The organism is Streptococcus salivarius (assembly GCF_000785515.1).
Taxonomy (GTDB): Bacteria; Bacillota; Bacilli; order Lactobacillales; family Streptococcaceae; genus Streptococcus; species Streptococcus salivarius.
This window is the reverse complement of sequence record NZ_CP009913.1, coordinates 1,926,564-1,940,060: the sequence shown is the minus strand read 5'-3', so window position 1 is coordinate 1,940,060 and position 13,497 is coordinate 1,926,564. Positions and strand designations below refer to the sequence as shown.

Here is a 13,497-nt window from a genome sequence, read left to right as displayed (position 1 = left end):
GTTCTTTGAAAAAAGCCTGAGGATTGGGCTTGAATCTATAAAACATTTGAGCCATGCTGTCATTTATGGTAGAATAAACTGATAATAATTTTTTACAAAGAGGTATTTAATAATGATTGAAGCAAGTAAACTCCGTGCGGGTATGACTTTCGTAACTAACGATGGCAAATTGATCAAAGTTCTTGAAGCTAGCCACCACAAACCTGGTAAAGGTAACACAATCATGCGTATGAAATTGCGTGATGTTCGCTCAGGTTCAACTTTTGATACTAGCTACCGTCCAGAAGAAAAATTTGAACAAGCAATCATCGAAACAGTACCAGCACAATACTTGTACCAAATGGATGATACTGCATACTTCATGAACACTGAAACATATGACCAATATGAAATCCCGGTAGCCAACGTTCAAGAAGAATTGAAATTTATCCTTGAAAACTCAGAAGTAAAAATCCAATTCTACGGAACAGAAGTTATCGGTGTGCAAGTACCAACAACTGTTGAATTGACTGTTACTGAAACACAACCATCAATCAAGGGTGCAACAGTTACAGGTTCAGGTAAACCTGCAACACTTGAAACTGGTCTTGTGGTTAACGTTCCAGACTTTATCGAAGCTGGTCAAAAATTGGTTATCAACACAGCTGAAGGTACTTACGTATCACGTGCCTAAGCCCAACTAAGTCTTTCAAACCATTGGTTTGAAGGCTTTATTTTCCAAACTAACGGAAAGGAAACATGCGATGACTACAGAAAATATCGGTGAAATTGTAATTGCCCCTCGCGTGCTCGAAGTGATTACAGGTATCGCTGCAACTAAAGTGGAAGGTGTTTACGCCCTTCAAAATAAGAACGTTACAGATAGCCTCAGCAAAACAAGCTTGGGACGTGGTGTTTACCTCCGAACAGAAGAAGATGGTACTGTAAATGCTGATATCTACGTTTCACTTCAGTATGGGGTTAACGTACCAGCGGTTTCAATTGAAATTCAAAAAGCTGTTAAAGCAGCTGTCTATGATATGGCAGAAGTGGCAATTTCAGAAGTCAACGTTCACGTTGAATCTATTGTTACTGAAAAGTCACAAAAACCAGACTTGGCTGAATTGTTTAACGAGGATTTTTTGAATGACTAATATCTTTAAAGATTCACGTCGTGACCTTCGTGAGCGTGCTTTTCAAACGCTTTTTGCCCTTGAATTTGGTGGTGAAGCTCTGGAACAAGCACATTTCGCTTACACTTATGACAAGCCAATTGACGAAGAAACTGAAGTTGATGTACCAGCCTTTCTCCTTAGCCTAGTAACAGGCGTCCGTGAAGAGTTGGCTCAACTTGATAGTCAAATTGAAGAAAAATTGAAAGAGGGTTGGAGCCTCTCACGTTTGATTGTGACAGATCGTACCCTCCTTCGTTTAGGACTTTATGAAATCACGTCATTTGAAGAAACACCAGGACGTGTGGCTATCAATGAAATTATTGAAATCGCTAAAAAATATTCTGATGAAACATCTGCTAAGTTCATTAACGGTGTACTTAGTCAGTTCGTGACAGATGAAGCATAAGCAAAAGAAGTTGAGCACTGTTTCAACTTCTTTTTTCTACAAATTTAACAAGAAAAAAAGTCGCAAGCGGAGATTTCTTGCGACTTTTATTTATATACTACCACCGGCAATCAAATTTACTGGAAGCACGTAATCACGATTAACTGTTTTGCCTTTAATTTTCTTGAGAAGAATTTCGACACAAAGCTTAGCAATTTCGTCCAAAGGTTGTTGGATAGTTGCTAGCTCTGGGTAAAAGTGACGGATAAAGGCAGTTCCGTCATAACCGATGATTTTAAGGTCATCAGGGATAGAAAGTTCCAATTGTCTAACTACCTTCATAACCAAGATAGCTGTTAAATCGTCCGAAACAAAGATGCCATCTGGCTTTTCACGAGAAATGATAGATTTGATTTCTAATTCTCGTCGCATGAGAGACAAATCGTTTGGAACGGGACGGATAATACCTTTTTTGTCCAACTCATAATTAAAACCTAGTTGACGGAGTCCTGTTGGAGAATCCGAATTATCATAACCTGTAATCATGACAATTCGTTGACAACCAGCTTTAACCAGAGCTCTTGCGGCTAACTTCCCACCTTCAAAGTTGTCAGATGAAACGATAGGAATCTTTGGGGCGAGATTACGGTCGAAGGCAACGATGGGAGCTTCAACCTTCTCATAATCCTCAATGCCAAGATTGTGGCTAGACGAGATGATGCCATCACATTGATTGGCGGCAAGCATCTCCAAATAGTCCTTTTCCTTGTTAGGATCATGCTCACTGTTACAAATGATGGTTTTATAGCCTTGCTTAAAGAGTTCATCTTCAAGACGTTCAATAAGCTCAGCATAAAAGACATTGGAGATATTTGGGAAAATCAAGCCAACAAGTTTGGCCGACTTTCCTTGAAGACCTCGAGCTAAATTATTAGGTTTATAGTTGAGTTCTTGCATAGCAGCGTGAACTTTGTCAATGGTCTTCTGTGAGAGGTAGCCCTTTTTGTTTATGACGCGAGAAACTGTGGTTGGGCTCACACCAGCCAGTTCGGCAACGTCAGTAAGCTTTGCGACCATAAATCACCTTAGTATTTCAAGTCGAAGTAGTGTCCAGAAACGTTCCCTGATGTCACTTTGATACCAGTTTGTTCTGCACTTGGGAAGACGCGGCTAGTGAAGACTTTTTCACCTTTGTTGAAGAAAATTTCAACGATTGAATTGTCTACAAAGATGTTTGCTGTTGCAGCTTGACCGGCATCAAGAGTACATTCACGACTTGTGCCAAAGTCAGTCGCATATTGTTCACCAGCTTTAGAACGGTCAAGGATAACTTTTCCATTTTCAGTATCAACCGTAAGTGATAAGCCATTTCCTTCTTGGTCTGCAAAGAGGACAAGTTCAGTTTGGCTGTTAGCTTCGAAGTTAAGTTCAAGCTCATAAGTGTTAGTTGTTGACACTTTTTCAGAGAAATCTTCTTGGCTAGCACGTAAGCTTGTAATGGCTTCAACTGGGTATTGGTAGAGTTTTCCGTCCTTGATAGACAATTCTTTAACCAAGCTCATAGCCCCTTGGTAGTCATATTTGTCAGTTGGATAGTCCACGTCTGGAAGACCAATCCAGCTAACAATAAGGGCACGACCATCTGGAGTGTTAAAGCCTTGCGTTGCATAAGCTTCAAATCCGTAGTCCAAGTTGATGATTGGTGTGCCATCAACAAGGGCAGGTTTCTCAGGGTCAAAATCTTGGAAAATTTTATAAGTGTTAGGGTAAATGTTGTCGTAGGCAAGTTCAGCTTTATCAAGACCTTGTGGGCTGTAGAGAAGAACAGGTTTATCGTCTACAAAGACAAGGTTAGGACACTCAATCATGTATTCTGAGCCAGTACCACCAAAGTCTAGGTCTCCAACTTCAACCCAGTTTTCGACATCATTATCAACCGCTTTGTAAAGTTTGATAAAACCTTGTTTATCATGGTTTTGAGCACCAACGATGGCGTAGAATTGTCCCTTGTAATCGAAGATTTGAGGGTCACGGAAGTGTTCAGTAGCATCAGCAGGTTGCTTGATAAGAACCTTGTCGAATTTTTCGATTTTGCCGTCTTTATCCATCCAGGCACCGATTTGACGTGGGTCACGAACCCAATTTTCATCACGAACGTTACCTGTGTAGAAGATAAAGAGTTTATCACCAATTTGATAAGCAGAACCTGAGTAGGCACCGTGGCTATCATTTTCATGGTCTGGCAAGAGTTTGACACCAGTTTCTGTAAAGTGAACCAAGTCTTCAGATTCAGTATGCACCCATTGTTTCAAACCATGAGCAGCTCCAAAGGGCCAACTTTGGTAGAAGAGTTGGAACTTACCATTAAAGTAAGAAAAACCGTTTGGGTCATTAAGTAGACCTGTTTCTGGTTCAATATGGTAGCTTGCACGCCAAGGTGATTTAGCAACATTTTCTTTAATTTTTGTTTTTTCTTCGTTTGTCCAATCTGCGTATGGACGGTAACGAACTTCTGTTGGTAGATTCATATAAAGTGATCTCCTAATCTATTTGTTAGTAATATAGTAAACGTTTTACCTAGAAAAATCAACGATTTATCATAAAAAAATAAAAAATTATGCTAAACGGTTGACATATGATATAAAGATGCTAAAATAGTTATCGTAAAGAAAAGCTAAACGCTTTCATACCAAATTTTATTAAGGAGATTTTTGCAAATGGATAACAAACAAATTGCAAAAGAAGTCATCGATGCCCTCGGTGGACGTGAAAACGTCAACAGTGTTGCTCACTGTGCGACTCGTCTACGTGTGATGGTTAAAGATGAAAACAAAATCAATAAAGAAAAGGCTGAGAACATTGAAAAAGTTCAAGGTGCTTTCTTCAACTCAGGTCAATACCAAATGATTTTTGGTACAGGTACTGTTAACAAGATTTACGACGAAGTCGTTGCTCAAGGTCTTCCAACAGCATCTAAAGACGAACAAAAAGCAGAAGCTGCTAAACAAGGGAACTGGTTCCAACGTGCTATCCGTTCATTCGGTGACGTTTTCGTTCCATTGCTTCCAGCAATCGTAGCGACTGGTCTTTTCATGGGTATCCGTGGAGCAATCAATAACGATACAGTTCTTGGTTTGTTCGGTACAACATCAAAAGCTTTTGCTGCTACAGATTTCTACACTTACACAGTTGTATTGACAGATACAGCCTTCGCCTTCTTCCCAGCCTTGATTTGTTGGTCAGCCTTTAACGTATTTGGTGGTTCACCACTTCTTGGTTTGGTTCTTGGTTTGATGATGGTTAACAACGCCCTTCCTAACGCTTGGGATGTTGCATCAGGTGCTGCTAAACCAATCTACTTCTTTGATTTTATTCCAGTAGTAGGTTACCAAAACTCAGTGCTTCCAGCCTTCTTCGTAGGTTTGCTTGGTGCTAAGTTCGAGCAATGGGTTCGTAAATGGGTTCCAGATGTTCTTGACCTTCTCTTACGTCCACTTATCGTCTTTGCAGTAATGTCAGCTTTGGCCCTCTTTATCATTGGTCCTGTCTTCCATACTGTTGAAAGCTATGTTCTTGCTGCTACAGAATGGATTCTTAACTTGCCATTTGGTCTTGCTGGTCTTGTTCTTGGTGGAGTTCACCAAGTTATCGTCGTTACAGGGGTTCACCACGTCTTTAACTTGCTTGAAGCTAACCTCATTGCTAATACTGGTAAAGATCCACTTAACGCTATCATCACAGCTGCTATGACTGCCCAAGCTGGTGCGACACTTGCAGTGGGTGTTAAAACTAAAGATGCTAAATTGAAAGCACTTGCTTTCCCTGCAACTCTTTCAGCGGTACTTGGTATCACTGAACCAGCTATCTTTGGGGTTAACCTTCGTTTCGGTAAGCCATTTATCATGGGTCTTATCGCTGGTGCTGCCGGTGGTTGGTTGGCATCAATCCTTAACCTTGCTGGTACAGGATTTGGTGTAACAATCGTTCCTGGTACTCTTCTATACCTTAACGGTCAAGTACTTAAGTATGTGATTATGGTACTTGTAACACTTGCTCTTGGTTTCGCTCTTACTTGGATCTTCGGTTACAAAGAGGAAGAAGTTGAAGCTCAAAAAGAAGTTGTTGCTGAAGATATTGCATCTGCAGAATCAGCTCCAGTTGCATTGCAAGCTGAAACAATCGCTGCACCACTTAAAGGTGAAGTTGTAGCTTTGGAAAATGTTAATGACCCAGTCTTCTCATCAGGAGCTATGGGTAAAGGTGCTGCTATCAAACCTTCAGGTAACCAAGTAGTTGCACCATTTGATGGTGAAGTGCAAATCGCCTTCCCAACAGGTCACGCTTACGGTCTTAAATCTGATAAAGGTGCTGAAGTGCTTATCCACATCGGTATCGACACTGTCTCACTTGAAGGTAAAGGATTTGATGCTAAAGTTCAAGCAAATCAACGTATTAAAAAAGGTGATGTCTTGGCTACCTTCGATAGCTCAGTAATCACTGAAGCAGGTCTTGACGATACAACTATGGTTATCGTTACAAACACTGCAGACTTCGAAGATGTTTCATCAGTAGCGACTGGTTCAGTTGCTGAAGGTGCAGACTTCATCGCAGTTAAATAATAAGCTAGAAAAGTCGAAGTCAATTCGGCTTTTTTAGTTAAAAGTCTCATAAAGAAAAGTATGAAGCAGAGTAGTCTGTACCTTGTCAAATAAGGCCTCATTTAGATTGTCTTTTATCCTGCTTTTCTTTATAATAGTATAAGATAGTTATTTATAGATCACAGAAGGAGATAGCTTTAGATATGGCTAAACTTTACGGAAGCTTGGAAGCTGGTGGTACAAAATTTGTCTGTGCTGTTGGTGATGAGAAATTCCAAGTCGTTGAAAAAACCCAATTCCCAACTACAACACCTTATGAAACAATTGATCGTACGATTGAATTTTTCAAACGTTATGAAGACCAATTGGCTGGAATTGCTATTGGTTCATTCGGTCCAATTGATGTTGATCCAAACTCTGAAACATATGGTTTTGTGACTTCAACACCAAAACCACATTGGTCAAATATTGACCTTCTTGGCTTGATTGCTAAAGAGTTTAATGTTCCTTTCTACTTTACGACTGATGTTAACTCATCTGCTTATGGTGAAACGCTTGTTCGTAAAGGTGTTAAAAGCCTAGTTTACTACACTATCGGGACTGGTATTGGTGCTGGTGCTATTCAAAATGGTGAATTTATTGGTGGTATGGGTCATACTGAAGCTGGTCACGTATATGTACCTCTTCACCCAAATGATGTTTCCAATGAATTTAATGGAACTTGTCCATTCCACCGTGGATGTTTGGAAGGTTTGGCTGCTGGACCATCGCTTGAAGCCCGTACAGGTATTCGTGGTGAATTGATTGATCAGCACTCTGAAGTTTGGGATGTTCAAGCTTACTACATTGCTCAAGCGGCTGTCCAAGCAACAGTCCTTTACCGTCCTGAAGTTATCGTCTTTGGTGGCGGTGTTATGGGGCAAGAACACATGCTTCGTCGTGTTCGTGAAAAATTCACAGCTCTTTTGAATGGTTACCTTCCAGTACCAGATGTAAATGAGTATATTGTGACACCTGCTGTTTCAGGTAATGGTTCTGCAACACTTGGTAACTTCGCACTTGCTAAAGACGTAGCTGACAAGCATACAAACAAATAAACAAAATATGTAAAATCGCTTTGAGAGATAATCTTAAGGCGTTTTGCTCTATACAGGAGGAAGTAATGGAACCTTTATTTTTAGATTCACCAATGCATGAGAAAATCTGGGGAGGGAACCGCCTCAAGGCAGAGTTTGGTTACGATATTCCCAGTGAACACACTGGTGAATACTGGGCAATTTCTGCCCATCCTAATGGTGTATCCTATGTCAAAAATGGAAAATATGCTGGTTTCCACCTGGCAGAGCTTTACAAGGATAAACCAGAACTTTTTGGAAACCCCAAGACTAGTGTTTTTCCTTTGTTGACCAAGATTTTGGACGCTAATGACTGGCTCTCAGTGCAGGTACACCCTGATGATGCCTATGGGCTAGAGCACGAAGGTGAGCTAGGAAAGACAGAATGTTGGTATATTATTGATGCTGAAGAGGGTGCAGAAATTATTTATGGTCACAAGGCTAAGACAAAGGAAGAGCTGGCATCCTTGATTGAAGCAGGTGATTGGGATGGACTTTTGTCGAAAACTCCTGTTAAGAAAGGTGACTTTTTCTTTGTACCAAGCGGTACCATGCATGCTATTGGTCCAGGTATCCTTATCTTAGAGACTCAACAATCTAGCGATACCACTTATCGTGTATATGATTTTGATCGTAGGGATAATCAGGGCAATAAACGTGAACTTCATATTCAACAGTCTCTTGATGTCTTGAATCTAGGGTATCCTGAAAATAGCGTCCCAGCAACTGTTAAGACCTTGCAATTAGAGTCGACTTGTTTGACATCAAACTCCTTTTTCACTGTGTATAAATGGAAACTCAGTGGCTTGGTTGACTTCAAGCAATCAGCTCCCTATTTGCTTTGTTCCGTACTTTCTGGCAATGGGACCATGACTATCGATTCACGCATTTATTGTCTAAAAAAAGGTGATCACTTCATTCTTCCAAATGATGTGACAGATTGGGAAATTGATGGACAATTGGAGATGATTGTCAGTCACCCTAACGAGGCTTAAGTATGAGTAATGAAAAAGTTTTAGCGGCACTATTTGAGCATATTGAAATCAACAAATCCTATTATTTTGAGGGAGTTTATTATCGTCTGAAAGACTATGGCGACCACATTTATGGCTTACAGCGGGTAATTCCTGGTATGTGTGGTGAAAAAACAGCTTCCCCTAGCATCAAATTTTACTGGAAAAATGGTGTTTTGGACTATCAATTCTACGTTGATTTTGAAGCTAGTCCTATGATAATGAAGGCCTATAGTAGCACCGACCATGCTTTCTTTGAGCAGGCTTTTGAAAATCTCTTGCATGATTTTGAGGATATCCTAGAGAGCCAAGGAAATTCTGAGAAGTAGGCATAAAGTATTATTGTCGATATTTTCAGTGAATCTAATAAAAAAGTTTTACTTTATTTGCGAATCCATTGTGAAAGCCCTTAAACTAGGGCTTTTTTCTTTGTCAATCCTTGAGTGATTTCTTGTTTAAAGGGGGCTTTTGTGGTAAAATATGGAGATAAAGACTGTCGAAAGGAAAAAAGATGGCAAATATATTACGCAAAATCATTGAAAATGATAAAGGCGAAATTAAGAAACTAGAAAAAACTGCCAAGAAAGTCGAGAGCTATGCTGATGCAATGGCGGCTCTTTCAGATGAAGAACTTCAGGCAAAAACAGAAGAATTTAAAAAACGATATCAAAACGGAGAAAGCCTAGACCAACTCTTGCCAGAGGCATTTGCAGTTGTTCGTGAAGGGGCAAAACGTGTCCTTGGACTTTTCCCATATCGTGTGCAAATCATGGGTGGTATCGTTCTTCACCATGGTGACGTACCAGAGATGCGTACAGGGGAAGGGAAAACCCTGACTGCGACAATGCCTGTTTACCTAAATGCTATTTCAGGTGAAGGTGTACACGTTATCACCGTTAACGAATACCTTTCAGAGCGTGATGCGACTGAAATGGGTGAGCTCTATAGTTGGCTTGGTTTGTCAGTAGGGATTAACCTTTCTGCCAAATCACCAGCTGAAAAACGTGAAGCTTATAACTGTGACATCACTTACTCAACCAACTCAGAGGTAGGTTTCGACTATCTTCGTGATAACATGGTTGTTCGTAAGGAAAACATGGTACAACGTCCATTGAACTATGCCTTGGTCGATGAGGTTGACTCGGTTCTTATTGATGAAGCCCGTACACCATTGATCGTATCAGGACCTGTAAGTTCAGAAACTAACCAATTGTATCATCGTGCAGATGCCTTTGTTAAAACATTAACAGAAGACGATTATGCCATTGATATTCCAACAAAAACAATTGGTTTGAATGACTCAGGTATTGACAAGGCTGAAGAATTCTTCAATTTGGACAACTTGTACGATATTGATAATGTTGCCTTGACTCACTATATTGACAATGCCCTTCGTGCCAACTACATCATGTTGCATGATATTGACTATGTGGTCAGTCCTGAGCAAGAAATTCTTATCGTTGACCAATTTACAGGTCGTACCATGGAAGGTCGTCGTTTCTCAGATGGACTCCACCAAGCCATTGAGGCAAAAGAAGGTGTGCCAGTTCAAGAAGAAACGAAGACATCTGCCTCAATCACTTACCAAAATATGTTCCGTATGTACAAGAAATTGTCAGGGATGACTGGTACTGGTAAGACTGAGGAAGATGAATTCCGTGAAATCTATAACATGCGAATCATTCCGATTCCAACTAACCGTCCAATTCAACGTATTGACCACGACGACCTTCTTTACCCAACCTTGGATGCTAAATTCCGTGCTGTGGTACAAGATGTTAAACGTCGTTATGAAAAGGGACAGCCAGTCCTTGTTGGTACGGTTGCCGTTGAAACATCTGACTTGATTTCTAAGATGTTGGTTGAAGCAGGCATTCCTCATGAAGTGCTTAATGCTAAAAACCACGAAAAAGAAGCGCATATTATCATGAATGCGGGTCAACGTGGTGCCGTTACGATTGCGACCAACATGGCCGGTCGTGGTACCGATATCAAACTTGGTGAAGGTGTTCTTGAACTTGGTGGACTTTGTGTTATTGGTACAGAACGTCACGAAAGCCGTCGTATTGATAACCAGTTGCGTGGTCGTGCGGGACGTCAAGGGGACCCAGGGGAATCTCAATTCTACCTTTCACTTGAAGACGAATTGATGCGTCGTTTCGGTTCTGATCGTATCAAGCAAGTCTTGGAACGTTTGAATGCTGATGATGAAGATATCGTTATCAAATCACGTATGTTGACACGCCAAGTGGAAGCGGCTCAAAAACGTGTCGAAGGAAATAACTACGATACTCGTAAACAAGTCCTTCAGTACGATGACGTTATGCGTGAACAACGTGAAATCATCTATGCTGAGCGTTATGATGTTATCACAGCAGAACGTGACCTTGAACCTGAGATTAAGGCTATGATTAAGCGTACGATTAACCGTACGGTAGATGGTCACAGCCGCAATGATCAAGAGGAAGCTCTTAAAGGTATCTTGAACTTTGCTCGTCAGGCCTTGGTTCCTGAGAATGCCATCTCACTTGAAGATTTACGAGAAGTGGGAGAGGTAACGAAACGTAGTGTTAATTATGACGCTATTAAAGTTTACTTGAATGAGTTAGCAGATGATGTTTATGATCGTCAAATCAAGAAATTGCGTTCAGAGGAAGCTATCCGTGAATTCCAAAAAGTCTTGATTTTGATGGTTGTTGATAACAAGTGGACGGACCACATCGATGCCCTTGATCAATTACGTAATGCCGTTGGTTTGCGTGGTTATGCCCAAAACAATCCAATCGTTGAGTATCAATCTGAAGGGTTCAAGATGTTCCAAGATATGATTGGGGCAATTGAATATGATGTGACACGTACAATGATGAAAGCACAAATTCATGAACAATCTCGTGAAAATGTGAATGAACGTGTTTCAACAACAGCAACAGGCAATATCCAGGCTCACCAAGCAGATGCTAATGGTCAAGAAATTGACTTTAGTAAGGTTGGTCGTAATGACTTCTGTCCATGTGGCTCTGGTAAGAAATTTAAAAATTGTCACGGTCGTAAACAATTTTAGGAAAAAAGAAATAGGTAATTATTATGGTTTTTAAAGCAGTAAGTGAAAAAATTGTTTTTGATGCAGTTAAAGAATCAACTACATTGACAGGTGAAGCCCTTGCCAAGAAACAAGCTCGTGATAAAGAGCTTGAAGCAATCATCAAGGGTGAAGATGACCGTACGCTATTGGTTATTGGTCCATGTTCATCTGACAATGAGGATGCAGTTCTTGATTATGCTCACCGTTTGGCTAAACTTCAAGAAGAAGTTAAAGATAAAGTCTTTATGGTTATGCGTGTCTATACAGCTAAACCTCGTACAAATGGTGATGGTTATAAAGGACTTGTGCACCAACCTGATGCTGAAGGTAAACCAAACCTAATCAATGGTATCAAGGCTGTGCGTAATCTTCACTACCGTGTTATCACTGAAACTGGTATCACAACTGCTGATGAAATGCTTTACCCAGAAAACCTTCCTTTGGTAGATGACCTTGTGTCATATATTGCCATCGGTGCACGTTCTGTAGAAGACCAACAACACCGTTTTGTTGCGTCAGGTATTGATGTTCCAACTGGTATGAAGAACCCAACATCAGGGAACCTTAACGTCATGTTTAATGGTATCTACGCTGCACAAAACAAACAAAACTTCCTCTTTAACGGTGAAGAAGTTGAAACTTCAGGTAACCCATTGGCACACGTTATTCTTCGTGGCTCAACGAATGAATATGGTAAAAACGTGCCTAACTTCTACTATGATGATGTTCTTGAAACAATCGAACATTATGAACAAATGGGCCTTGAAAATCCGTTCATCGTTATTGATACAAACCATGATAACTCAGGTAAACGTTACTTGGAACAAATCCGTATTGTTCGTCAAACCTTGATTAACCGTGACTGGAATGAAAAAATCAACAAAGTTGCACGTGGTTTCATGATTGAATCTTACCTTGAAGATGGCCGTCAAGATGCGCCAGATGTCTATGGTAAATCAATCACTGACCCATGTCTTGGTTGGGATAAGACAGAAGAATTGATTCGTGAAATCCACGATACTTTGTCAAAATAATAAGGTAACAGAAACCATATATGGGGAGTGAACCGTTTGGATGACCAAGCGGTTCGCTCTCTTTTCACAAAGAGAGGGAAATAGATGGGAATTCATCAAAATAGTCCGCTGATTGATGTAGCGGAAGTAAGGAAATTGCATGCTCTTACGGGAGAAGCACTAGTAACTAAACAGGCCAATGATGAGGCCTTGGCAAAAATTATAAAGGGTGAGGACAAACGTATTCTCTTGGTTATTGGTCCATGTTCGTCTGATAATGAAGAAGCTGTTCTTGACTATGCTCACCGTTTGGCCAAACTTCAGGAAGAAGTGAAAGATAAAATCTTTATTGTTATGCGTGTTTATACAGCTAAACCACGTACTAATGGAGATGGTTATAAGGGGCTTATCCACCAACCAGACGCAGAGGGTGATGTAGACCTTCTTGCTGGAGTTAAGGCGGTTCGCCACCTTCAGTCACGTATTATTACTGAAACAGGCCTCCCAATCGCTGATGAGATGCTTTATCCGTCAAATCTTTCCTTCTTTGATGACCTACTTAGCTACCACGCTGTTGGAGCACGTTCGGTTGAGGATCAAGAACACCGCTTTGTAGCTTCAGGTATTGATGTGCCAATTGGTTTGAAGAACCCAACGTCAGGGAATTTGAATGTCATGTTTAATGGTATCTATGCTGCGCAGAACCAACAGCATTTCCTTTACAATGGCGCTGAAGTTAAAACAGATGGTAACCCACTCGCTCACGCTATCTTGCGTGGTGCCAACAATGAAAATGGACAGAACATTGTCAACTACCATTACGAAGACTTGGTTAAGGCTTTGGACAAGTATAGTGCATTTAATTTGGAAAACCCATTTATCCTTGTTGATACAAACCATGATAACTCAGGTAAAAACTTCATGGAACAAGTTCGTATTGTGCGTGAAGTCCTTCTTAACCGTGAGTGGGATGAGCGTATCGCGGATACCGTGCGTGGTTTTATGATTGAGTCTTACCTTGAGGATGGTCGTCAAGACACACCTGAAGTTTACGGTAAATCAATCACAGATCCTTGTCTTGGTTGGGATAAGACAGATAGTCTTATTCGTGAAATCTACAATCGACTTTCATAACAA

12 protein-coding genes are annotated in these 13,497 nt (G+C 40.6%); 10 read left to right on the top strand and 2 right to left on the bottom strand.

Translation table 11 applies throughout. From position 1 onward, the window contains the following. The first annotated feature begins 112 nt into the window (after positions 1-112). From efp to nusB, 3 genes are all read left to right on the top strand, one after another. A complete protein-coding gene (efp, locus tag SSAL8618_RS08905; protein WP_002884532.1) occupies positions 113-673 on the top strand; it encodes an elongation factor P in 561 nt (186 codons plus the stop codon). 70 nt (positions 674-743) lie between these two features. After that, positions 744-1,133 carry an Asp23/Gls24 family envelope stress response protein gene (locus SSAL8618_RS08900; RefSeq protein WP_002884704.1) on the top strand — a complete coding sequence of 130 codons (390 nt, stop codon included), beginning with the start codon at positions 744-746 and terminating at the stop codon, positions 1,131-1,133. Next, positions 1,126-1,560 carry a transcription antitermination factor NusB gene (gene nusB / locus SSAL8618_RS08895; protein WP_002884506.1) on the top strand — a complete coding sequence of 145 codons (435 nt, stop codon included), beginning with the start codon at positions 1,126-1,128 and terminating at the stop codon, positions 1,558-1,560. The genes SSAL8618_RS08900 and nusB overlap by 8 nt, the downstream gene beginning before the upstream one ends. A 90-nt stretch (positions 1,561-1,650) precedes the next feature. Here the strand turns inward: nusB and SSAL8618_RS08890 are convergent, their stop codons facing one another. Both SSAL8618_RS08890 and SSAL8618_RS08885 read right to left on the bottom strand, forming a co-directional pair. Further along, positions 1,651-2,616, bottom strand: coding sequence for a LacI family DNA-binding transcriptional regulator (locus tag SSAL8618_RS08890; protein WP_038676758.1), 966 nt, complete (start codon positions 2,614-2,616; stop codon positions 1,651-1,653). Positions 2,617-2,624: 8 nt separating this feature from the next. Next, on the bottom strand, positions 2,625-4,067 hold the full coding sequence (locus SSAL8618_RS08885) for a sucrose-6-phosphate hydrolase (RefSeq protein WP_038676755.1): 1,443 nt from the start codon (positions 4,065-4,067) through the stop codon (positions 2,625-2,627). A gap of 189 nt (positions 4,068-4,256) precedes the next feature. Between SSAL8618_RS08885 and SSAL8618_RS08880 the strand changes: the two genes are divergently transcribed. The 7 genes from SSAL8618_RS08880 (at position 4,257) to SSAL8618_RS08850 (ending at position 13,494) form a co-directional block, all read left to right on the top strand. Continuing rightward, the gene (locus SSAL8618_RS08880) at positions 4,257-6,158 is read left to right on the top strand and encodes a sucrose-specific PTS transporter subunit IIBC (RefSeq protein ID WP_038676753.1); all 1,902 of its coding nucleotides are present in this window, start codon (positions 4,257-4,259) and stop codon (positions 6,156-6,158) included. A 182-nt stretch (positions 6,159-6,340) separates the two neighbouring features. After that, a complete protein-coding gene (gene scrK, locus SSAL8618_RS08875) occupies positions 6,341-7,234 on the top strand; it encodes a fructokinase ScrK (protein ID WP_038676751.1) in 894 nt (297 codons plus the stop codon). Between the two features lie 65 nt (positions 7,235-7,299). Continuing rightward, the gene (manA, locus tag SSAL8618_RS08870) at positions 7,300-8,247 is read left to right on the top strand and encodes a mannose-6-phosphate isomerase, class I (protein WP_038676749.1); all 948 of its coding nucleotides are present in this window, start codon (positions 7,300-7,302) and stop codon (positions 8,245-8,247) included. A gap of 2 nt (positions 8,248-8,249) precedes the next feature. Beyond that, entirely contained in the window at positions 8,250-8,594 is a 345-nt protein-coding gene (locus SSAL8618_RS08865; protein ID WP_223896456.1) for a hypothetical protein, read from the top strand. A 182-nt stretch (positions 8,595-8,776) separates the two neighbouring features. Next, on the top strand, positions 8,777-11,326 hold the full coding sequence (gene secA, locus SSAL8618_RS08860) for a preprotein translocase subunit SecA (protein WP_014635034.1): 2,550 nt from the start codon (positions 8,777-8,779) through the stop codon (positions 11,324-11,326). Between the two features lie 23 nt (positions 11,327-11,349). Beyond that, positions 11,350-12,381 carry a 3-deoxy-7-phosphoheptulonate synthase gene (locus tag SSAL8618_RS08855; protein WP_038676747.1) on the top strand — a complete coding sequence of 344 codons (1,032 nt, stop codon included), beginning with the start codon at positions 11,350-11,352 and terminating at the stop codon, positions 12,379-12,381. A gap of 84 nt (positions 12,382-12,465) precedes the next feature. Next, complete coding sequence (locus tag SSAL8618_RS08850; RefSeq protein ID WP_038676746.1) at positions 12,466-13,494, top strand: 3-deoxy-7-phosphoheptulonate synthase; 1,029 nt, start codon at positions 12,466-12,468, stop codon at positions 13,492-13,494. The last annotated feature ends 3 nt before the right edge of the window (positions 13,495-13,497 follow it).

Coding starts and splice junctions, on each gene's coding strand:
- SSAL8618_RS08890 (WP_038676758.1), bottom strand. CDS start 2,616: ATGGTCGCAAAGCTTACTGACGTTGCCGAACTGGCTGGTGTGAGCCCA.
- nusB (WP_002884506.1), top strand. CDS start 1,126: ATGACTAATATCTTTAAAGATTCACGTCGTGACCTTCGTGAGCGTGCT.
- SSAL8618_RS08850 (WP_038676746.1), top strand. CDS start 12,466: ATGGGAATTCATCAAAATAGTCCGCTGATTGATGTAGCGGAAGTAAGG.
- efp (WP_002884532.1), top strand. CDS start 113: ATGATTGAAGCAAGTAAACTCCGTGCGGGTATGACTTTCGTAACTAAC.
- SSAL8618_RS08865 (WP_223896456.1), top strand. CDS start 8,250: ATGAGTAATGAAAAAGTTTTAGCGGCACTATTTGAGCATATTGAAATC.
- secA (WP_014635034.1), top strand. CDS start 8,777: ATGGCAAATATATTACGCAAAATCATTGAAAATGATAAAGGCGAAATT.
- SSAL8618_RS08900 (WP_002884704.1), top strand. CDS start 744: ATGACTACAGAAAATATCGGTGAAATTGTAATTGCCCCTCGCGTGCTC.
- scrK (WP_038676751.1), top strand. CDS start 6,341: ATGGCTAAACTTTACGGAAGCTTGGAAGCTGGTGGTACAAAATTTGTC.
- SSAL8618_RS08855 (WP_038676747.1), top strand. CDS start 11,350: ATGGTTTTTAAAGCAGTAAGTGAAAAAATTGTTTTTGATGCAGTTAAA.
- SSAL8618_RS08880 (WP_038676753.1), top strand. CDS start 4,257: ATGGATAACAAACAAATTGCAAAAGAAGTCATCGATGCCCTCGGTGGA.
- manA (WP_038676749.1), top strand. CDS start 7,300: ATGGAACCTTTATTTTTAGATTCACCAATGCATGAGAAAATCTGGGGA.
- SSAL8618_RS08885 (WP_038676755.1), bottom strand. CDS start 4,067: ATGAATCTACCAACAGAAGTTCGTTACCGTCCATACGCAGATTGGACA.